The organism is Myroides odoratus (genome assembly GCF_965118575.1).
In the GTDB taxonomy this organism is placed as follows: Bacteria; Bacteroidota; Bacteroidia; order Flavobacteriales; family Flavobacteriaceae; genus Flavobacterium; species Flavobacterium odoratum_B.
Genome location: NZ_CBCPHW010000004.1, coordinates 168,637 through 189,910, shown reverse-complemented (window position 1 = coordinate 189,910; position 21,274 = coordinate 168,637). Strand labels below are relative to the sequence as shown.

General features: G+C 34.9%; 19 protein-coding genes and 3 tRNA genes. 18 read left to right on the top strand and 4 right to left on the bottom strand.

Features of this window, described 5'->3' with window-relative positions; genetic code table 11:
• Window positions 1-6: 6 nt before the first annotated feature.
• From ACMHJ2_RS04910 to ACMHJ2_RS04885, 6 genes are all read left to right on the top strand, one after another.
• Complete coding sequence (locus ACMHJ2_RS04910) at window positions 7-3,156, top strand: TonB-dependent receptor domain-containing protein (RefSeq protein ID WP_413511843.1); 3,150 nt, start codon at window positions 7-9, stop codon at window positions 3,154-3,156.
• A gap of 18 nt (window positions 3,157-3,174) precedes the next feature.
• Window positions 3,175-4,593 (top strand): tetratricopeptide repeat protein, encoded by a 1,419-nt coding sequence (locus ACMHJ2_RS04905; RefSeq protein ID WP_413511842.1) that lies wholly within the window; start codon window positions 3,175-3,177, stop codon window positions 4,591-4,593.
• A gap of 9 nt (window positions 4,594-4,602) precedes the next feature.
• On the top strand, window positions 4,603-5,928 hold the full coding sequence (locus ACMHJ2_RS04900; RefSeq protein ID WP_413511841.1) for an alkaline phosphatase family protein: 1,326 nt from the start codon (window positions 4,603-4,605) through the stop codon (window positions 5,926-5,928).
• A 480-nt stretch (window positions 5,929-6,408) separates the two neighbouring features.
• A complete protein-coding gene (locus ACMHJ2_RS04895; protein WP_413511840.1) occupies window positions 6,409-6,660 on the top strand; it encodes a hypothetical protein in 252 nt (83 codons plus the stop codon).
• 537 nt (window positions 6,661-7,197) lie between these two features.
• Window positions 7,198-7,446 carry a hypothetical protein gene (locus tag ACMHJ2_RS04890; protein ID WP_413511839.1) on the top strand — a complete coding sequence of 83 codons (249 nt, stop codon included), beginning with the start codon at window positions 7,198-7,200 and terminating at the stop codon, window positions 7,444-7,446.
• Window positions 7,447-7,891: 445 nt separating this feature from the next.
• Window positions 7,892-8,332 (top strand): adenylyltransferase/cytidyltransferase family protein, encoded by a 441-nt coding sequence (locus ACMHJ2_RS04885; RefSeq protein WP_413511838.1) that lies wholly within the window; start codon window positions 7,892-7,894, stop codon window positions 8,330-8,332.
• 130 nt (window positions 8,333-8,462) lie between these two features.
• Here the strand turns inward: ACMHJ2_RS04885 and ACMHJ2_RS04880 are convergent, their stop codons facing one another.
• Genes ACMHJ2_RS04880 through ACMHJ2_RS04870 form a run of 3 tightly spaced genes read right to left on the bottom strand, consistent with a single transcriptional unit; the run spans window position 8,463 to window position 11,532 of the window.
• A complete protein-coding gene (locus tag ACMHJ2_RS04880) occupies window positions 8,463-9,500 on the bottom strand; it encodes a COX15/CtaA family protein (protein ID WP_413511837.1) in 1,038 nt (345 codons plus the stop codon).
• Between the two features lie 4 nt (window positions 9,501-9,504).
• Window positions 9,505-10,941 (bottom strand): CCA tRNA nucleotidyltransferase, encoded by a 1,437-nt coding sequence (locus tag ACMHJ2_RS04875; RefSeq protein WP_413511836.1) that lies wholly within the window; start codon window positions 10,939-10,941, stop codon window positions 9,505-9,507.
• Between the two features lie 18 nt (window positions 10,942-10,959).
• Window positions 10,960-11,532: an L-threonylcarbamoyladenylate synthase gene (locus tag ACMHJ2_RS04870; protein ID WP_413511835.1), complete on the bottom strand. Its 573-nt coding sequence runs from the start codon at window positions 11,530-11,532 to the stop codon at window positions 10,960-10,962.
• A gap of 189 nt (window positions 11,533-11,721) precedes the next feature.
• On the opposite strand from ACMHJ2_RS04870, the gene ACMHJ2_RS04865 reads away from it, so the two are divergent.
• The 6 genes from ACMHJ2_RS04865 (at window position 11,722) to ACMHJ2_RS04840 (ending at window position 14,289) form a co-directional block, all read left to right on the top strand.
• The gene (locus tag ACMHJ2_RS04865; RefSeq protein ID WP_413511834.1) at window positions 11,722-12,168 is read left to right on the top strand and encodes a PaaI family thioesterase; all 447 of its coding nucleotides are present in this window, start codon (window positions 11,722-11,724) and stop codon (window positions 12,166-12,168) included.
• Complete coding sequence (locus tag ACMHJ2_RS04860) at window positions 12,168-13,223, top strand: isochorismate synthase (RefSeq protein ID WP_413511833.1); 1,056 nt, start codon at window positions 12,168-12,170, stop codon at window positions 13,221-13,223. The genes ACMHJ2_RS04865 and ACMHJ2_RS04860 overlap by 1 nt, the downstream gene beginning before the upstream one ends.
• A gap of 4 nt (window positions 13,224-13,227) precedes the next feature.
• Entirely contained in the window at window positions 13,228-13,944 is a 717-nt protein-coding gene (bshB1, locus tag ACMHJ2_RS04855) for a bacillithiol biosynthesis deacetylase BshB1 (protein WP_413511832.1), read from the top strand.
• Between the two features lie 72 nt (window positions 13,945-14,016).
• Window positions 14,017-14,090: transfer RNA gene (locus tag ACMHJ2_RS04850), tRNA-His, on the top strand.
• A 24-nt stretch (window positions 14,091-14,114) separates the two neighbouring features.
• A tRNA-His gene (locus tag ACMHJ2_RS04845) sits at window positions 14,115-14,188 on the top strand.
• 24 nt (window positions 14,189-14,212) lie between these two features.
• A tRNA-His gene (locus ACMHJ2_RS04840) sits at window positions 14,213-14,289 on the top strand.
• 183 nt (window positions 14,290-14,472) lie between these two features.
• Here the strand turns inward: ACMHJ2_RS04840 and ACMHJ2_RS04835 are convergent.
• Window positions 14,473-15,054: a porin family protein gene (locus ACMHJ2_RS04835; RefSeq protein ID WP_413511831.1), complete on the bottom strand. Its 582-nt coding sequence runs from the start codon at window positions 15,052-15,054 to the stop codon at window positions 14,473-14,475.
• A 464-nt stretch (window positions 15,055-15,518) separates the two neighbouring features.
• Here ACMHJ2_RS04835 and ACMHJ2_RS04830 point away from each other — a divergent pair, with 464 nt between their 5' ends.
• The 6 genes from ACMHJ2_RS04830 (at window position 15,519) to ACMHJ2_RS04805 (ending at window position 21,243) form a co-directional block, all read left to right on the top strand.
• Complete coding sequence (locus ACMHJ2_RS04830; RefSeq protein ID WP_413511830.1) at window positions 15,519-15,854, top strand: winged helix-turn-helix transcriptional regulator; 336 nt, start codon at window positions 15,519-15,521, stop codon at window positions 15,852-15,854.
• A gap of 677 nt (window positions 15,855-16,531) precedes the next feature.
• Window positions 16,532-17,404 (top strand): NUDIX domain-containing protein, encoded by an 873-nt coding sequence (locus tag ACMHJ2_RS04825; RefSeq protein ID WP_413511829.1) that lies wholly within the window; start codon window positions 16,532-16,534, stop codon window positions 17,402-17,404.
• 104 nt (window positions 17,405-17,508) lie between these two features.
• Window positions 17,509-17,814 carry a hypothetical protein gene (locus ACMHJ2_RS04820; RefSeq protein ID WP_413511828.1) on the top strand — a complete coding sequence of 102 codons (306 nt, stop codon included), beginning with the start codon at window positions 17,509-17,511 and terminating at the stop codon, window positions 17,812-17,814.
• 273 nt (window positions 17,815-18,087) lie between these two features.
• Entirely contained in the window at window positions 18,088-19,629 is a 1,542-nt protein-coding gene (locus ACMHJ2_RS04815; protein WP_413511827.1) for a SulP family inorganic anion transporter, read from the top strand.
• A gap of 2 nt (window positions 19,630-19,631) precedes the next feature.
• On the top strand, window positions 19,632-20,255 hold the full coding sequence (locus tag ACMHJ2_RS04810; protein WP_413511826.1) for a carbonic anhydrase: 624 nt from the start codon (window positions 19,632-19,634) through the stop codon (window positions 20,253-20,255).
• A 352-nt stretch (window positions 20,256-20,607) separates the two neighbouring features.
• Window positions 20,608-21,243, top strand: coding sequence for a helix-turn-helix domain-containing protein (locus ACMHJ2_RS04805; RefSeq protein ID WP_413511825.1), 636 nt, complete (start codon window positions 20,608-20,610; stop codon window positions 21,241-21,243).
• Window positions 21,244-21,274: the final 31 nt, after the last annotated feature.

The following is a 21,274-nucleotide window of genomic DNA, read 5'->3' as shown; positions in this document are numbered from 1 at the left end:
ACACCCATGAAAAAAAGCGTATTGTTTGCCACACTTGCTTTTACAAGTATAGCAACACAGGCCTCCCCACGGTATCCAATTCAGATTGAGCAGATACAAGGCCAAGTCAAAAAAACGTCCAAATTGAAGTTAACCCAAAGTCAAGCAACCCTAAAACAAGTGTTTGACCAAGTAGAGGAAATGACCCAACAACATTTCGTATACATTACCGAAGATATTCCTGTGAATACCGCCTATGGAATTGTAGGAGAGTATGATTCCTTAGAAGCGCTGTTACGCGTTATTACATCCAAAGCCAATGTCTCTTTTCAGGCACAAGGCAATCAAATCTTAGTAAAGAGCAATGCTTCCGTTCAAAATCAAATAATAGAACTCAAAGGTAGAGTAGTTGATGAACACGGACTTCCCATTCTTGGTGTAGATGTACGAGACAACAAAAATGAGTTTATTGCCGTTACCGATTTAGAGGGGCACTTTGCACTCACGGTTACAAAATCACCTATAACCCTTTCCTTTTCCTATATGGGGTTTAAAACCAAAGAGTTGAGTTTTGCTAAAAACAACCAAAATATTTTGGTCAAGCTCGAAGAAGACAACCAAATGCTAAATGAAATTGTTGTAACAGGACAGGGTGCAGATGTACAAAAAAAGCGCTTAGCCAATAATGTTACCGTTATTAAAGCCAGTGAATTAGAGAAAATACCAGCCCAACGTATCGATCAATTGCTAGCAACTAAATTACCCAATGCACAGATTAATATTACAGGTGGACAAGCGGGGGCAACCTCATTAATTCGCTCTCGTGGAGTTAATTCTGCCTTTTTGAGTAGTACCCCAATTATCTATATCGATGGTGTGCGTTTGGACAATAACAATACCAGAACCACCTTAGGAGGAAGTGCACAAGGCGCTTCTATGAGTTCCATTGCCGATATTCCAATGGATAACATCGAAAAAATAGAATTTATCAATGGAGGAGCAGCAACTACTTTATACGGGTCAGATGCTGCCAATGGGGTGATTCAAATCTTTACCAAGAAAAGAGGAATGCCAGGAACCTATGTCAATGTGTTTACCGAAATGGGAGTTGAAACCCCAACTACTGATTTCTTGTATTTTGATCGTACCAAAGATTTGCTATTCGAAAATGGATTCTATCAAAAATACCGCTTGAATTTAAACGGAGAATCTGATAGCGGGTTTGGCTATAATTTTGGTACAAGCTATCAGAATTCATCAGGCGTACAAATTCACAAACAAAATGAAAATCAAAAGTTTGATTTAAGTTCTGGGTTTCATGCCAAACTTTCCGAAACGGTTACCTATGAAAGTTCCTTTTTATATGTGTATAACCAATACAAACGCAATAGAAACGGAAACCAAGGCGGCTATACGGGCTTATGGTTTGCCGAAGATGGTGCTTCTAAAGTAACCGGACCAGGTTTTAAAAATCGCTTAAATGAACTTACGGAGGAAGAGTTTGTCGTGATGAAAACCTTTGTTGATAATGCCGAGCGTTTACAAGATAACAATATCACCGTAAATCGTTTTACAACGTCCCAACAGTTTAAGTACAATCCCTTGGAGAACTTATCTTTTAAATTAGTTGGGGGATTGGACTATAGAATTCAAGATCAAGAAAATATAGAAACCAATGAATATCTAACCGCTACAAAAGGACAACCGATTAAAGATCAGGGAAGTATTCAGAAAATACAACGCAAATATTTAGGATTGACGGTAGAATTTAATGGGCAACACAATTTTAAACAGGGCAATTTTTCTTTTATTACTACGCTTGGTGGGCAATTGTTTAGAAATTCTGACAATCAAACCCTTATTGAAGGACGCAATATTCGCGATGGTGCTTATTCAATCTCAGAAGCAGCTATTAGAACCAGTGAAGAATATATTAGTGAAGTATTAAACTACGGTTTCTATCTTTCTGAGAATATAGGATATAAAGATAAATTATTCTTGGACTTAGGTGTTCGCGGGGATCGAAATCCGTCTTTTGGAAAAAATATTGGGGTACAATACTACCCAAAAGTAGGGGTATCCTATGTGATGTCAGAAGAAAGCTGGTTTGCCAATGCGTTAGTTAATTCCTTGCGCTTACGCGGAAGTTATGGTGTAGCTGGAAATCTTCCTCCTGCTTATGCCAATGAAAAAACGGTTTCCTTTGATGGTTATTTAGGCGATCAAGCCACGCGTTTTAGTCAACCTGGGAATGATGATTTAAAACCAGAAAAAACCCATACGTGGGAAACGGGTGTAGATGCTTCTTTTTGGAAAAACCGCTTATCACTTTCTGTAGGCTATTACTATTCAAAAACGAAAGATGCCTTATTCTACGTACCACCAGCACCTTCGAGTGGCTATACAAAAAGTCAGTTGTACAACATAGGTGAAATTGAGAATAAAGGTTTTGAAATGAACTTTTCCTTAGAAGCAATTGATTTACAAGATTGGGGTTTGACGTTAACAGGATCTGTAAATACATTAAAAAACAAAGTATTAAGTACGGGTGGGGCACCTGCTTTTAATATCAATGGGTTTAGTTCTAGAACCCTACAAACCGTTGTTGAAGAAGGAAGACCTATCGGATACATTCGAGGAAATTACGGAGTTATAGGTGAAGATGGAACCTTGCAAGAAACGATTCCGCAATCGTATTTAGGAAGTACCATACCTGAAGTATTTGGCAATTTGGGTTTTAATCTCCGCTATAAAAACTGGAGTCTTTTTGCCAATGCCAATTATCAAACGGGTGGCTATGCGGCCAATTGGGATGCCCAGTTTAGATACAATTACGGCGCATCAGATGATTTCGTACCGAAAGAAGAAATTGACAAAAATGGCAGAACGAATTGGCTCAATCTAACCAACCGATTTGTTGAAAAAACAGATTACCTAAAAATTAGAACGATTGGGTTAACGTATTATTTACGTCCATCGAAACCAAGTTTTTATCAATCCATCAACTTTGGACTTACGGTTGTAAATCCATTGAACTTTACCGCGTCTTCTTTTGATCCTGAGGCAACGATTAGTGGGGCTTCCCAAGGACAAGGTGGTGCATCAACAGGGGGAATTGCCTATGCAACCTATTCCGCACCAAGACAATTTTTAGCATCTATTAAAATTAACTTTTAAGCCGTAAACGCAATACCCATGAAAAAAATAAGTATCACCTTAAGTTTGGTTTTCACCCTAGCCTTAACAGCCGTTAGTTGTGTAGATAATCCCTATGTTACAGAAGATAACTATATAAGCAAACCCAATGCGGGAAATAGCTGGGTGGTTGGCTTACAAAAGCAAGTGGCGCTAACAACAAATAGTGTCGTAATCAATACCGAAATTACCTCAGACAATTACTTTAATAATTATACCCAATATACCAAAGTATTCGATCAACCACAGATTGACTATTTTGATCCCGATGTAAATAGCTTACAAGCGAGCATCCAAACTTTACGCGAAATGGCTACCTATGGTCTAGAGGTTATTTTACCCAAAGACAATACCCTGACTCAAGCTAATATTGCCTATATGCACTTCTGTAAAGGTTATGCCAATTTATTGGGAGGAGAATTGTTTTTGGGGCTTCCAGAGTCTAATTTAGGAAAAGTCATCACAGCCAAACAAATGTTGGCTAATGCAGTAGCTAGTTTTACACTCGCCTATGAATTAGAACAAAAAGCAGAAATTAAAAATGCCTATGCAATGTTTATTGCAAGAGCTTATTACAAGGCAGGGAATAGAGAACAAGCTCAAAAATATGCAGAAGTAGCTATTACTACTCCAGGACTTTTGTACACGATTCAATTTGACGGTAAAAATAGCGTACCCAATGAAATGCAAAATGCAACCTATGATGCTTTGCCAAATCGTTTGGCTCCCTTACCGCGATTGGATTATTTAGATCCTAAATTCTTTTCGGTTGGAACACCTCAAAATGATCAAAAACCATTAGCCCTTGCCAAAGAAGAAGAAGGCTATTTGATTTTAGCAGAAGTTGCACTGGCAGCGAATAATTTAGCACAGACTAAACAGTATTTATATTCGCTATTAGATGTAGTTGCTTTACGTCCAACGGAGTTAGTAGATGATAAACGCGAAACGAGAAATGGCGGTATTCGCTCGGGTTACCCGGTACAAGAAGTCGCCGTTCGTTTTGATGCTACTTCTCCTGAAAAACAAGGTTATGTATTAGATCGTCAAAAAGGAAAGGTTCTGGTGTATAAAGTATCAGGAACTAAGGTGACAAAAACAGAAATAGAACAAAGTACCACGATAGATCAGTTGCTGTATACCCTTTATTTACTGCGTCAAGAAATATTTATGAGTGAAGGCCGTCGTTTGAGTGATTTGGGAATTAAATATCCTATTTCTCAAATTGAAGCAGGCAATAATTCACACGTAACGGCGGAATATATTAAGGCTTTGATTCCTGATTTTATTCCGCTTAAAGCGGGTATGGACGATTTTACAACGGATCCTGTGACTAAAACAGTGACAATGAAGTACGATATGAATAAAGTGTTGGTAGCTCATAAAACGAGCCCTTATATTATGCCTTTACTAAAATAGAAAATGACCATGAGAAAAATAATTTTTACCCTAGTATTGACGGGTTTTTTTGCCTTACCTTCGGGAGCACAAGAAGTAAAACACGTGATATTGGTTAGCGTTGATGGATTTAGACCTGAATTTTATCAACAAGAAAAATGGGGGACTCCTAATTTGAAACAAATGGCGAAGCAAGGGGTGTCCGCTCTGGGCGTTCGCACCATATTTCCATCCGTCACGTATCCGTCTCATACAACCCTAGCAACGGGAACTTTGCCACATAAACATGGCGTATATTACAATACAACAGTAGGTGCAGATGGTCAACCTGGACAATGGATCTATGATAGTAAAGATATTAAGGTACCTACACTATGGCAAATGGCAAAAGAAAAAGGATTGACAACAGCTTCAGTCTCCTGGCCCATTACCTTAAACAATGCATTCATTGATTATAATCTACCTGAAATTTGGGATTTTGAACGTCCAATGGATCGCATTACTCCAACCAAATTGTATGCAACGCCTAAAGGATTGTTTGATGAAATTCTAACACAAGCTTTAGGTCAAATTCAAGTAAATCAATTGAATTTGAGTAGTTTGGCTATGGATGAGAATTTAGGTCGGAGCGCCGCTTATATCCTAAAAACGTACAAACCCAATCTTTTGACCCTTCATTTACCCAATACGGATGGAGCGCAACATAGTGAAGGTAGAGAAGGAGCAGAAGTGGAACGCGCGATTGCAGGAGCAGATAAAGCCATTGGAAATATTTGGGATGCCGTTGTTCAGGCAGGTATAGAAGATCATACCGTAATTATCATTACTGGAGATCACGGGTTTGTTTCTACCCATTTTAGCCTAGCGCCTAATATCTGGCTTAAAAAAGAAGGATTATTAGATAAAGCCTTTTTCTTCTCTACAGGAGGAAGTGCTGTATTGCAACTCAAAGATCCCAAAAATCAAAAGGTGGTTGATGAAGTACTAAAAGTTCTCCAACGCCTACCTGAACCATACAAAAATAAGTTTGAAATTATTACCGAGCCAATGATTAAAGCGAGAGGGGGAGAAGAAACAGCCAAATTAGCTTTATCAGGAAAATTGGGTTACGCTTTTTCGAATCAATCAGAGGGAGAAGTTATAACCCCTACAAAAGGTGGCAAACATGGCTATTATCCCAATTTTCATCAAATCTATACGGGATTTGTTGCCTATGGTAAAATGGTAAAACCAGGTTTGGTTATTGATGAATTAAATTTAGAAGATATTCCGGTGATTATTAGTGAACTTTTGGATTTTGATATGAAAGAAGCTGAAGGAGTTCGTTTGCCAATACTCGATAAAAAAACGAAATAAAGTAAAGTGTAAAATTTTAACTAGAAAGAGAGTGAAACGAAAAGTGTTCACTCTTTTTTTTGGGTGTAGATGGAGTATATTAGCTCGCAGTTGCACGTATACTAGGGCAACAAAGGTAGAATTGAAAATAAAATAGTATGGACAAAATGAAGGTTTACTTTTAATTAAAAGGATTAATCGAGAACAAATAGAGGTATTTTGTTTTTTATTCTCATTTATTGGTTTTTTATTAAATTATATTTCCTTAAAGTGTTTCATTTTTGTGTTTTTTTAAAGAAATAAAGTATATTTTTATTTTTAATCGAATGATGACTGTGATATATTAAAATTTATTCAGTATTTTAATAATAAATTGTTATTATTTGTTATTCTTTTGTTTATTTGATTGATTTTTAGGCTGTAATGTTTGTGTTTTTTAGTAAAATTGCGTTATTATTAGTATATTTGTAACGAAAAACCACTTTACTAAAGATAAATGAAATGTTAGATTCAATCGTTTTACAATTAGAATCATTACAGCAGAATGATTACTTTAATGCATTTTTAGTTTTGTTTGATAAAGAAAAAAAGAAAGGACATAATTTCATCATCTTGTCGCAGATTCCTGTGACTCTACATTATAGATTAATACAAGAGAATTACAGTATTAAGAAAAGAGAAAAAACGCTAACGCGTTTCCTGTTTTTTAAAAAAACTATTTCTTATTATATTGTTCAGTCCTTAAACCAATGAATTAACGTTTGTTTACACCAAGGATAAGTAAATAAAAGAATAACAAGAAAAATTGTCTATAATCGCTTACTACAATAAGCTTATTCTTTTATCTAATTTTATTAGAATCAAGGAGTTACTACTACTGAGTGCTTCTGTTCCTACTTATCACCATATTCCTGTTCTATCTATTTATAGACTAGAACAGGAATTTTTTTATAAAAATAAAGATCGGATTGATAGTATTAAGTGCTATTGTTAAGCGTTCCTTTTGAACGCATCTATTGTTATTTGCTTAGATTAAGTTTATTCAATTGGCTCATTGTGAGATTTTTATCCACTTTTGTGCTTTTGACTTAATATTAAGTATTTCTTACTATAAATGCAGGTTTTTTTTATAAGTTAAATAAAGTACAACTAAATTTTTGTTAAATTTAATTTTTAAGAGCACATTGTGTTTTTATTTATTTTAGATTGGTTTTTATTGCTAAAAACTATTGTTTTTGTGGTTTTAATTGTTATATTTACAATATCTTACTAAAACGAAATTATAATAAAATGTTAGAATCAGCGTTTCGACAATTGAAATTATCAGGAGCTACTGATGGTTTTGAGAATTTTTTACTCTTGTTAGAAAGAGAAAGAAAACAAGGACAAAATTATGTTGTGATGTCAACAATACCCAAAGTATTGCACTATCGTTTGATACAAGAAGATTTTGTTATCAAAAGAGAAGAGCGTACAATAAAAAGATTTTTGTTCTTTAAGAAGAATGTATTGTATTATATTATAAGACCTGAAAAATAGTATTTGTTTTTGTTTACACCCAGATGAATTAGGTAGGAACGAGGTTCAATGTATGGCTAACATATTGAAGGTCAAAAACTTTATTACTACAATCCTTACTCGATCCTGAAAAAAATTATACGGGAAATCTTGTTTTTATCGTATTTATCGCAAAATTCCTGTTTGAGTTTACTTTCCTTAAACAGGAAATTTTGTTTACTAGCATTTTTGTTTGATAGTCTAAGAAAATTTAGTGCTCATAAAGGAATCTTTTTTTTATTTTGGTCGTGACTTGAACCTAGTTTCTGTATTTTCAAGGGCTCATTGAAGTAATAAAACATAATATTCACTTAAATCATTTGGATTTTACGTTAAAAACCTTGTATTTTTGTCACTTATATCAAGAGTTTAATTGTATTGCATCTTACAAGATAAGCAGTATTAGAAACTTTTAACCCAATAAGCTATGACAACAAAGAAAATTGGTATTACATTTAGCGCTTTTGATTTACTCCATGCGGGGCATATTAAAATGCTAGAGGATGCAAAACGTCAATGTGATTATTTAATTGTAGGATTACAAACAGATCCTACTATAGATAGACCTGAGAAGAATAAACCAACACAAACGGTTGTAGAACGTTATATTCAACTTAAAGGTTGTAAATTCGTAGATGAAATTGTGCCTTATACTACAGAACAAGATTTAGAAGATATTTTGCGTGCATTTCATATTCATGTGAGAATTTTAGGTGATGAATATGCAGATAAAAACTTTACAGGAAGAAAATACTGTGAAGAAAAAGGAATTGAATTTTATTTTAATTCAAGAGATCACCGCTTTTCAAGTAGTTCGCTTCGACAAGAAGTAGCAAAGAAAGAAAATGGGAAGGTAATTGCGATTTAAAATGATTTGCAGTTACTGGTATAATCGATTTATAGTTTACAGTTAACAGCAAGAAAAAAAACGTACTACTAACAGATAAAAAAAGGGTTGGAAACTAGTTTCCAACCCTTTTTTAGTTTTTTATACAGATTTAATCATCACAACTCGTCCCACTATAGTAGCATTTTCTAGCTTCTAGGAAGAGGTAATATTGAACTCCAAATAGGATTGAAGCCAGCACTAAGTGTGCGGTTTGCGATCCGAATGGGAAATGGGCATATTGCATTAAAATACCCGTTAGAATTTCTAAAATTAATAGAATAGCTACCCATTTTACTTTTGTAAAACCTAAATTCAATTTTTTATTCAAGAAGAATAAATAAAAGTTTAGAACAAATACTAAAATAGAAAAGCTACGGTGAATATAAAATTCAACCGTTGGGTTATTTAACCATAAATATTCATTCGTGATACCGGCTTTTACTTGTTCGTCAACAAATTCGCGTACTTGTGTTCCAAATACCACTTGTATTAGGGTAAGTAATAAGGTAATAACGGTTAAAACGCGAAAGGTTGCATTGTATTTTTTAATTTCGGTTTTGTGTTTAGCCACTTTTATGATGTTAATCAATAGGGCAACAATTACCAAGGCCATTACCATGTGAACTGTAATTTTAATCGGATTCAAAAGAGAATACACGACCGTAGCTCCCAACCAGGCTTGAAATACCATTAGGCATACAACCAACCAAGAAGCAAAAAATAAGCTTTTTCTTGTTTTCCAATAGCTAAAAGAGCTAATGGCTAAGGCTAAACAGGCTAATCCTGCCACAGCTCCACATAAGCGGTTGATGTATTCCGTCCAGGTGTGTTTGGGATTGAACTTAGCATAGTCATGCTTGGTGTATTTTTCCCAGTGCTCCTGTTCGTAGGTTGAGGGGGTAGTAAAAGTTTCTTTTGCTTTCCATAAAGCCTCATCGTGAATGATCATCTGTCCCTTTTGGTATTCTCGATTAGGTTGCCAAGTTACTACTTCTTCATCTGTTGGAGGAATGTAATAACCAAAGCATTTGGGCCAATCAGGACATCCCATTCCAGAACCGGTCATACGAACAGCTGCTCCTGCAAAAATCACCATATACACAAGTATCAGTGAAATTTTAGCTAAAGGTAAAAAAGAGCTTTTCATAGTATTATTTATTTACAATTGTTAGTCCAATTTTAGCTGCTTTTTCAAGCATAAAAGCATACGCAGCATCATATTCATTGGGTATAACCCCTTCCAAAATGGCCTCTTTAATCGCTTCTTTTAAAGTGCCTATTTCTCGACAAGGTTGTAGGTTGAATAGTGTCATAATTTCTTCTCCTGTAATTGGCGGTTGGAAATTGCGTACGTGATCTCGTTCTTCCACTTCAACAATCTTCTGGCGTACTAGCTGAAAGTTGTTGTGGTATTTTTTAAATTTAGTTGGATTTTTGGTGGTGATATCCGCTTCACATAAAAGCATTAAATCCTCAACATCTTCTCCGGCATCAAAAACTAAACGACGAACAGCCGAATCAGTTACTTCTTTTTGAGATAAAACAATGGGTCTAGAACTCATCATAACCATCTTTTGCACATATTTCATCTTTTGATTCAAAGGCATATGTAAACGAGTAAAGATAGTCTTTACCATTTTACCACCCAAAAATTCGTGTCCATGAAAGGTCCAACCTTGTTTTTTAGAAAAACGCTTTGTTGGTGCTTTTCCAATATCGTGAAGTAAGGCTGCCCAACGCAACCATACATCCTGTGTATTTTTCGAAATATTATCCACTACTTCTAAGGTGTGGTAAAAATTGTTTTTATGAGTATGTCCTTCAATTTCTTCTACTTGATTTAAGGCAATCAGCTCTGGAAGAATAAGAGGTAACAAGCCCGTTTCATACAATAGTAAAAAACCTTTGGAAGGTTGCTCTGCTAGTAATATTTTATTCAACTCATCTATAATACGCTCTCCCGATATAATCTTGAGGCGTTCGCTATTTTTGGTTATCGAGAGGAGAGAATTTTCTTCAATCGTAAAGTTCAGCTGTGTAGCAAAGCGAATTCCACGCATCATACGCAGCGGATCATCAGAATAGGTGATGTCTGGATCTAAAGGTGTGCGAATTAACTTGTTTTTGAGGTCTTCACTGCCATTAAAAGGATCAATGAGCTGACCGTAGGTATCGCGATTAAGAGAAAGTGCTAAGGCGTTAATAGTAAAATCTCTTCTGTTTTGATCGTCTTCTAAAGTTCCGTCTTCTACAACCGGTTTGCGACTGTCAAAGTGATAGGACTCTTTTCTTGCGCCCACAAATTCAATATCGATATCATCATAGTGCAACATAGCTGTGCCATAGGTTTTAAAAACCTGCACTTTAGGACGATTGGGCAACAAATTAGATACTTCTAAAGCTAAGGCAATACCACTGCCTATAGCAACAATATCAATGTCCTTTTTTGAATCTCTTTGTAGTAAAAAATCACGTACAAAACCACCAATAACATAAGAGTCTACTTTCAAGTTTGCTGCTGCTTGGGTAATGATCTCAAAAATAGGATGTTGTAGTGCTTCTTTATAAGTTGGGTTATCTTGGGTCATAATATTCAATAGTAACGTTTACTTTCTAATGATAGTTACTTGGGCGTTTTCTTTTAATTTAATGATGGTAGAAGGTTGAATTTTCTTTGTTTCATCTTGTCGCAAATTCACAACATAATCAACTCCTTCAATAATGCGTAAATCAATATCGATAAAGGTTTCAGGTGAGGGATAACCACTCAAGTTGGCAGACGTAGAAACAAGAGGAACTTTCAGGCGTTCAATCAAGTTAAAACAAAAAGGATCTTTAACAAGACGTACACCCAAGGATTGGTCTTCGGATATAATTTCTTTGGCAACCAGTTGCGGATTATCCAAAATTAGGGTTGTAGGTTTGGTACTAAATTCCATGATTTCCCAAGCTACTTCGGGTATATTGTTAAAAACGCGATGTAATAAACGATCTCCATTAACCAATACAATCATGCTTTTGCTTTCCGCACGTTGTTTTAATTGATATATTTTTTTGATGGCTTCTGGGTTCGTAGCATCACAACCGATACCCCAAATTGTGTCCGTAGGATACAAAATTATACCCCCATTTTTAATTACTTCAAAAGCTTTGTGAACTTCTTTTTGGATGTCTTCCATTCTCAGTTTCCTTACAATAAAATTGGTTCTTTATTTCAAGGGCTTAAAAATACAAAAAAAAGAGGATACACCTTAGTATTGGAGCAGAAGAAATACATTCTCACTTTCAAAAAAGAAAGAATTATCATATTTTTAAGAGGAGTACATCTTTTTTGGCTTACTTTTAAGACGCCTAAAATTAGTTATATTATGCATGTGAAACGAAGAAAGGATTTTAATAAAGAAGAGGTATTGGCAATGTACGCTAAGGTGTGTAAAAACACATTAATGGAAACCTTGCAAATTGAATATATTGATGCAGGCCCGGAGTTTTTAGTGGCCAAAATGCCCGTAAATGAACGGGTGCATCAACCTGCAGGTTTACTTCATGGGGGGGCTATGGTTGCTTTAGCCGAAAGCCTGGGAAGTGGAGCTTCTTTAATGCTTATCGATCCTACTCAACAAGAAATTAGAGGTATTGAAATTTCAGCAAATCACGTGCGAAGTAAAAGAGCTGGATACGTTATCGGAACAGCTCGATTAGTACATCGCGGTCGAACGTTGCATTTATGGGAAATACGCATAACCGATGAAAATGAGGTGTTATTGTCCTTGTGTAAGATAACCAATATGGTAATTGATAGAAGTAAGGAATAATGGGCGTATACGAAATATGGGAAAAGCATATAAAAGAAGATAAGCCCTTTGTTTTGTATAAAAAACCAACCCAAACGAAGTTAATCGGTTTATTTCAACAGAATACAACGTTGTATGTTGTTGAAGATTTTAAAGAACAAGGATTTGTAATGGCTCCTTTTTATGAAGGGGCACGCTTTTATATTCCTTTGGCTCAATCAACAAGCGTAGAGGAGGAGTTTACACCAACAGCTTGTGATTTTGGTATCTTTACTTTGGATTATGAAGCTCAACCTGCGAAAACAGATTTTGAAGATTTGGTAAAACGCTGTGTAAATGCAATTAAGCAAAAGACTTTTGGTAAGGTTGTCCCTTCGCGAAAAGAAGCATTGACTTTGAAGGTCGAAGATATACAAGTCTTGTTTACAAAACTGGTAATGGCCTATCAAGAAGCTTTTTGTTATGTGATGTATCATCCTCAAATAGGGTTGTGGATGGGGGCAACACCTGAAACGCTAGTAGAGCAGGAAGGACAGTTTTTGACGACAATGGCTTTGGCAGGAACACAAGTGAATTACAACCAACCGGATGTAGTATGGGGCGAAAAAGAAAAAGAAGAACAGCGCTATGTGACAGATTTTATTGTGAATCAATTACAGCCCTTGAGTGAATCTATACAAGTGTCTCTTCCTTTTACAAAAAGAGCAGCTAAAGTGATGCATATTTGTACCAGCATAGAGGCTAAGCTAAGCCAGGTTGATCTGAAGACGGTTGTTGATGCTTTACATCCAACGCCTGCGGTATGTGGAATGCCAAAAGCGATAGCACGTGACTTTCTTCTGGAAGAAGAAAGATATTCTCGCAAGTACTACGCAGGGTATTTGGGTGAATTGAATTATGCTCATGCATCAGGAGTATTGACGAGTCGTTTATTCGTCAATTTGAGATGCATGGAAATTGAAAAGGAAAAAGTTAATTTATACATAGGGTGTGGTGTTACTGAAGATAGTGATCCAACCAGTGAGTTTATTGAAACGGTCAATAAATCTACAACTATGAAAAAAGTTTTATTTTAAGCGTATGAAATTAGATATATTAGCCTTTGGTGCACATCCTGATGATGTAGAATTAGGATGTGGAGCAACTTTAGCAAAGGAAATTCACTTTGGAAAAAAAGTGGGTATTGTTGATCTTACTCGTGGTGAATTGGGAACGAGAGGAAATGCAGAAATTAGAGCGCAAGAAGCAGTCGCTGCAGCCCAAATTCTTGGTGTTCAAGTAAGAGAAAATTTAGGTTTTCGCGATGGATTTTTTACAAATGATGAAGCACATCAAGTAGAAATCATCAAAATGATTCGAAAGTATAAACCTGAAATTGTGTTGTGTAATGCAATTGAGGATCGTCATATTGATCACGGAAAAGGGAGTAAGTTGGTGTCTGATGCTTGTTTTTTAGCTGGATTAAGACGCATTGAAACCCACTTGAATGGAGAAGAACAAGAAGCATATCGTCCTAAATTAGTTTATCACTATATTCAATGGAAAAACATTGAACCTGATTTTGTGGTTGATGTAACGGGGTTTATTGATCAAAAAGTAAAAGCTGTATTGGCGTATGGTACCCAATTTTTTGATGTCAATTCCAAAGAACCTTCAACGCCAATTACTTCCAAAAACTTCTTGGATAGTATTGCTTATCGTGCACAAGACTTAGGGCGATTGATAAATAAAGAGCACGCAGAGGGATTTACTGTAGAAAGATATTTGGCAGTCAATCGGTTAGATGATTTGATGTAATTTTTTTTTAAAAATGCTTGCAAAATAAGTAAATATAGCTACCTTTGCAAGCGTCAAAATATGACAAAGACGGTGGTTATAGCTCAGTTGGTTAGAGCGTCGGATTGTGGTTCCGAAGGTCGTGGGTTCGAAACCCATTAATCACCCAAAATACAACAAAAAAATACACGGTGGTTATAGCTCAGTTGGTTAGAGCGTCGGATTGTGGTTCCGAAGGTCGTGGGTTCGAAACCCATTAATCACCCAAAATACAACAAAAAAATACATGGTGGTTATAGCTCAGTTGGTTAGAGCGTCGGATTGTGGTTCCGAAGGTCGTGGGTTCGAAACCCATTAATCACCCCAAAAGAGAACGAGTAATCGTTCTCTTTTTTTGTTTAAGGAATTTTCTTTTTTGTGGAATAAGCTAAGGAGTTAGATATAGAAAAAGGGTTAGCTTTCAACTGAAAGCTAACCCTTTTTTATTTTGGTTTACATCGCTATAGGATAATTGATATCGCTTGCGTGCCTATCAAACTTAGCGGTAAACTAAAACTTATATCCTACAGAAAGTTGGAATACTCTATTTTTAGTAGAATCACCTTCTTTATGAATTTTTGTAAAACCTAGATTATAACGTGCATCAAAGAATAAACCGATTGGCAATTCATAACCCGCGCCAAAATTTAATCCAAAATCAACGGTATTAATTTCGTCTTTGATATCTTTGGTTTCCTTTTCACCTAGAAGTTTCCTTTCCATTTCTGCTTTAACATTAAAACCAATTTGTGGTCCTGCTTGAACACTTAAGCCATCCATGACATAGTATTTTGCCATAATAGGAATATTTAAATAATCTAAAGTAAGTTTATAACTTAATCCTCCAAGGTTAGATGATTTTGCACCTTGTGTTGAATAGAGAATCTCAGGTTGAACAGAGAATTTTTCATTGATGAAAATTTCTGCTAATGCACCTACGTGAAAACCAGTTCTACTTTTTGAGTCATCTAAATCGGATACAGTAGAAATGTTTAAACCAGCTTTAGCTCCTAATTTAATATCGGGAGTTTGAGCAAATGTAACCCCGCTAAAAGCGAAAATAGCCAAAAGGCTTAAAGTAATTTTTTTCATATCTTTAAGATAAAGTTAAAATAACACTAAATATAAGATAATATTTGCACTAAAACCAAATAATAGAGCAGGTAAATAGAAATTTCGGATATGGATACTAACTTTATAACATATTTTAAGTCATGCTTTCCTGAAATTTAGTTTGTTTTATCCTCAGTATATTCTCTTACATATGGTATAATTATAGTCATAGTAAATAAGATAAGGGATGTGAATTTTTTTCTATTTTTTCAAAGTGGAATGCTTCTACTTTCTATATTCTGAATCCGAAACGATAGGGTTAGCTAGTAAGAGAGAAGTATTTTAGCACGAAAGGTGTGATGAATTTCTAAGATTCTTTCGTACTTTGCAAGGAGGTAGTTTACCAGTTGATTAAAGTGTCTTTTTTTTGATAACGCTCATTAAGATAAACTTTTTCAAGCTTCAATAGGTAATGCAACGGTGATTTTAAAACCGAAATAGGTATGGACAAACAAGTAATTAGGGACAAAATATGTCCTTTAGAATATGCTGTAAAAGCAATTAGTGGAAAGTGGAAAATCCCCATTATATGGCGAATGAATGAAGGTGAAAAAAGGCCTAGTGAGTTTTTAAGAGGCATTGCTACAGTGGATCGTAGAGTTTTGAATCAACAATTGAAGGAGCTAGAAGAAGTAGGCATTTTGAGCAAAGCACGTTTTGATGAAGTTCCTCCAAGAGTGGAATATACATTAACTCCTTTAGGAATGCAATTAGTGGAGGTTTTGAAGCAATTAAATGCCTGGGGAGAAATTCTGCTTGAAGGACAGTCCAAGGAGTAATAAAAAGAAAAATAAAAGCAGTGATTGTCAGGGAAGAATATTCCTTTTTTCAACCTAACGAGGCCTGCTAATGATGCTATTTATTTATGTTGAGGAAAAATAAATGCACGAAAATTAGTTAATAGATTAACGAGTATTTAGTGTGTAAACTGCAATTGGTACTAAGAAAGGAAAAACTAAATACAGTAGAGGATGGGTATTTAATGTTAAATAAGTAGGGTGTTTTATTTTTTTTTCGCATATAGGCTAAAAAAAGTAGGTAATTGATTGTTTGTTTTAACAATTATTTTATAGTGTTAAATTAAAATTAAAAAAACATTTCAATTCATTTTTTTCTTGTTTATTAGAAGGATTGTTATTTCCTTTGTTAGGGAATTAAATAAATAGTTGAGGTTCTTTATTTTATTTTAAAAATCTCTTTTTTTAGTAAGATAACAATAGGAGGTGAAGATTTTAAACCTAAAGAATTTCAATTTTTAATTTGAAAAATTAGAATAGTTCTGTTTAATTGTTTGTTGTTTCGAAATAGTACCTTAATTTTTCAAATTAAAAAAAACACAACAAACAATTTTGTTTTGGGTGTAAAAATGGGTTAAAAGAAAAAGCAGGAGCATGAAAGTGTCCTGCTTTTTCTTTTTATATTAGCCGGTTTAAGGCTATATAAATATTCTTCAATCATGACTAGAGACCGTTTAAAATTGCGTATAATACAAGCAACGCTGCAAGATACTCAAGTAGTACAAGATACTATGAAGCAAGGAATATCTTATAATAATCAGCCTTTTAGTACGCAAGAGCCTATTAAAAATAGTTTAGAGGGTATGAATCAGAACGAGGTATATATCGCTTATTTAGAGGAGCAATTACTTGGAATTTTTTCTATCTATTCCCAAGATTCTTTTGGTATTTTGACGAGTTTTTACCTTTTACCCGATTATTGTAAGGAAGAATGGGAGGAGAAACTGTTAGTTGAAATAAAGAAAGTAGCCTTGCATGCGGGATTGAGTTATTTGACCGTATTAGCTGATGAAAAAACAGCAGATTTTTATAAAAAAGTTGGGGGTAGAGTCTCGTTAACTAAGCAACTAGGCACAGCAGAACCTTGTTTCATCGAATACTATTTAACTGTAGTCGATGAACCGTGGATGGATCTTTCAACAGTAGGGCTAGTTTGTGTAGAAGGCAATACATTGCTTTTAGCCTATAGCAATAACAAAAAAGCATGGTATTTACCAGGAGGGAAAATAGATACAGAAGAAGAGAGCCATGACGCCTTAATTCGAGAGATTGAAGAAGAATTATCTGTCGTATTAAACCCTGAACGACTGTCTTATCTGACTCATATTGTTGCGCCTGCTTATGGAGAAAAGAAGAATGTTTTAATGCAGCAAGTTTGTTATAAATATGAATTAACCGATGAAAAGATTGCCATAGCCAATGAAATTGGAGGTATACACTATTTTACCAAAGAAGAATACCTTCAGCATGAGATACCTGTGCCTGGTGTTCTCAAAGTTTTTGAGTATTTAGAAAGTAAAAGCAATTTTTAAACAAACAATTGCCAACAAAATTTAAAAAATAAGCACGTATTATTTATAGTAAAATTAACACCCCAGATTATTATATCTTTCGAAAAAAAAATACTTTTGCTTCTATGAGATACTTATCCTTAGTCGTATTGTTTTTCTTTGTCAATTTTATTGCTACGCCAACTATTGCGGTGTTAGCAGGCATTGAGTTGGACATACCTATGATTACCATCTCTGAAGAAAATAAAAAACCAATTACGAATGCGGAAGAGGAAGAGAAAGGGCATTTCTACGACTTTCATGCTTTTCAAGATGACCTTCTTTTTCAAGATAGAGAAGAATCTGGCTTTCATTTCGCTCAGTTAAAAATGGTATACGAATCGCAAGAATTCGACGTCTTATCACCCCCTCCTGAATTTTTTGTTTCTTAAAGAAAAATAGTTAGAACTCATCTACCTGTTAATCTGTTTCGGTGTGTTTTCATACAGCCGAAGGGTTCCTTGTATTTGTATTCTTACTCGATTTATAGTCCTAGGCCTAAATGGCAAGTAGCGACGTATAAAGTCATCTTTTCATTTGAATCTCCCTTCTTTATCGCCAAAATTAAAACTTTGTTGTGAATAAATTCATTTATTCCATGCCTTTTTAATGGTGTTCATTTGATGGGGAGTTCAAGTAAAATTAATTCTTTAGTAAACAAAAAAATGAAATATAATATGAATATAGCAACACTTAAAAAAAGTGTAGCTCCAGGCCTTGTGGTCTTTTTAGTTGCACTTCCGCTTTGTTTGGGAATTGCATTAGCCTCCGGTGCTCCCCCTATTTCTGGAATTATTTCGGGAGTGATTGGAGGAATTATCGTTGGTTTTTTGAGTAATTCCAATGTGAGTGTTAGTGGTCCAGCCGCTGGTTTAGCCGCCATTATATTAGCCGCTATTAGCGAATTAGGATCTTTTCAACTTCTTTTAACTGCGGGAATTATTGCCGGAGTTATCCAGTTAATCTTAGGTCTTTTGCGTCTAGGAGCTATTGCTAATTTTTTCCCTTCTAGCGTTATTGAAGGTATGTTAGCAGGAATCGGATTGGTAATTTTGATGAAGCAATTGCCTTTAGCCTTTGGTGTTGATGCACTAAGTGATATTTCGGGTATAGCTTCTATTCACAAGGGAACTTTACTGATTACTTTACTCTCTTTGCTTATTCTAATAGGATGGAGTAAAATCAAAGTACTTAAAAAAATAACATTCCTGCCTGCTGCATTAGTAGTGGTGGTACTTGGTATCCTAATTAATCAATTTTGGATTAATTCGGGTAGCTCATGGGCGATAAATACCTCTCAGTTGGTGTCTATCCCTTTATTAAATGGTTTGTCGGATATTAGTTCAATTTTTATTCTACCTGATTGGTCTGGTTTTACAAACCCTACAGTATGGGTTGTAGCAGGAACTATTGCCATTGTTGCTTCCATCGAAACGCTATTGTGTATTGAGGCTACAGATCGTTTAGATCCCTTAAAACGCCATACAAATACCAATAGAGAGTTAAAAGTACAAGGAATTGGAAATATTATTAGTTCTTTTTTAGGAGGTTTACCCATGACTTCGGTTGTAGTGCGCTCTTCTGCGAATGTCAATGCAGGTGGTTTGTATAAGGCATCAGCCATTATACACGGGGTATTTTTATTTTTAGCTGTAATCCTATTGCCTTTGGTATTGAATATGATTCCTTTGGCCTCTTTAGCTGCGGTGCTTATTTTAGTTGGTTATAACTTAGCTAAACCTACTGTACTCCTCCATTTTTGGCATAAAGGCTATACGCAGTTTACTCCTTTTATAGTCACTTTTGTTATGGTGGTTGTTACAGATCTATTAATGGGTGTACTAGCCGGAATGGCCGTGAGTATTGTCTTTTTATTGCTTGGAAATGTGCGTAAGGCTTTTTCAATGCAACATAGCGTAAAGGACGAACAACTAGTCTATACCTTGACACTTGCACAGGAAGTATCGTTTTTAAATAAAACAGCGATTAAAAACAAACTACATCAGTTACCCGATAATTGTCATTTAGCTATCAATGCGAAACAGATGGGGTATATCCATATCGATGTCATTGAGTTGATACAGACCTTTATCAATGAAAAAGCTAAAGAAAAAAATATATTAATCACAACTACTGGATTTCACAAATCGGTATATATAGCAGAAGGACAACACAACATTATTTTATCACATAGAAAAACAATATAACCATGAATTCATTTACAAAAGAAATATTAGCCAATACAACACCAGCACAAAGTTTAGATTTATTATTAGAAGGAAATAACCGCTTTGTTAACAATTTAAAGTTTAATCGAAATTTCTTACACCAATTGCAAGAAACGAAAGACGGACAGCATCCACATGCTGTAATCTTGAGTTGTATGGATAGTAGGGCTCCATTAGAACACGTTTTAGATCAAGGAATTGGAGATATTTTTAGCTTGCGAATTGCAGGAAATGTATTGACAGATGAGGTGATTGGAAGCATGGAATATGCGTGTAATGTGGTGGGAAGTAAATTGATTTTAGTACTAGGGCATAGCCGTTGTGGCGCGGTAACAGGAGCTTGTAATCATACAAGTTTAGGAAAATTAGATACCATTTTAGAACGCATTCACCCTATTGTAGATATAGTACGTGAGCAAAATAAAGAGGTCAATTTAAGTCAAGCTGAATTGGTGGAATTAGTTACGATGGAGAATGTACGTTCAATTGTCGCACAACTCCAGCACATAAGCCCCTCTTTGACTAAGTTGATTGCTGAAGAACAAATAGGCGTTGTAGGCGGATACTACGATGTTGTAAGCGGTAAAGTGGAGTTGATCTGTTAAGGTTGAGGAACCTTTGTTAACGTGAAGAGGCCCCAGTATTTGGGGCTTTTTTTTGTTTTACAAAGAATCGGTTTACATCCGTAAAAGTATAAGATACTTATAATGAGATTTTTATTATAATCATAAATCAATATTTGCGATTAATTTGTATATTTAGGGAAAAGTATTATTTGTTAATAAATTGAAGTAATACTAAGTAAAGGTTGTTTTTTATACGGTTACAAGAATAAATTATTTTATAGTATTGGTTTTTGTCTTTAAAGCTTAGTTTGGATTGTTTATCGATAAAGTGTTTAACAATCTGTTCTAGTGGAGGAATGTAAAAACAGGAAATTACTTAAAAAACGAAACTATGTTAGAAACAAATGACATTATCAAAAGACTGAAGCAATTGTTAGGTCTTAAAACAGATTTGGAACTCGCAAATTTATTGGAAATAAAACCCAATACCTTATCCTCTTGGAAAATAAGAGAGACGTTGCGTTATGATAAAATTATTGAGGTTTGTAAGCAATATAAAATAGACTTAAATGAAGTTTTTTTAGTGCATCCAAATTCGGTGTATAATATCGATCTAGAACATAGAGTAGTAAAAATGATTTCAGTGAATAATCACATTGAATATTTTATTAATCCCGAAAAATGCTTAGCAACTTCGTCAACTTGTGTATTTCCGACAGAGGAGGAAGTTCATATAGGCTTTCAAATTGGGGTAGAGAATATGTTTCCTACTATTAAATTGAGTTCTTATGTCTTAGCCATGAAGATTGATATGGAAGAAATGAAACCCTGGCATATTTATATACTAGTTGTGGAAAATAAAGGTATTTTGTTTTATCGCTTTAAACGCAAATTGGAAAATAAGGAATTAGTATTTGTAAGTGATAATGATACCTTTGAGGGATTAACAGTGAAACCAGAAGAGATTAGAGAAGTATTTTGTATTCGTGGCATATTCTTGCCCAATATAAAAAACCTCGTCGTTTAGTAATAGAAAAACAGCATAGACTGTCCTCTAG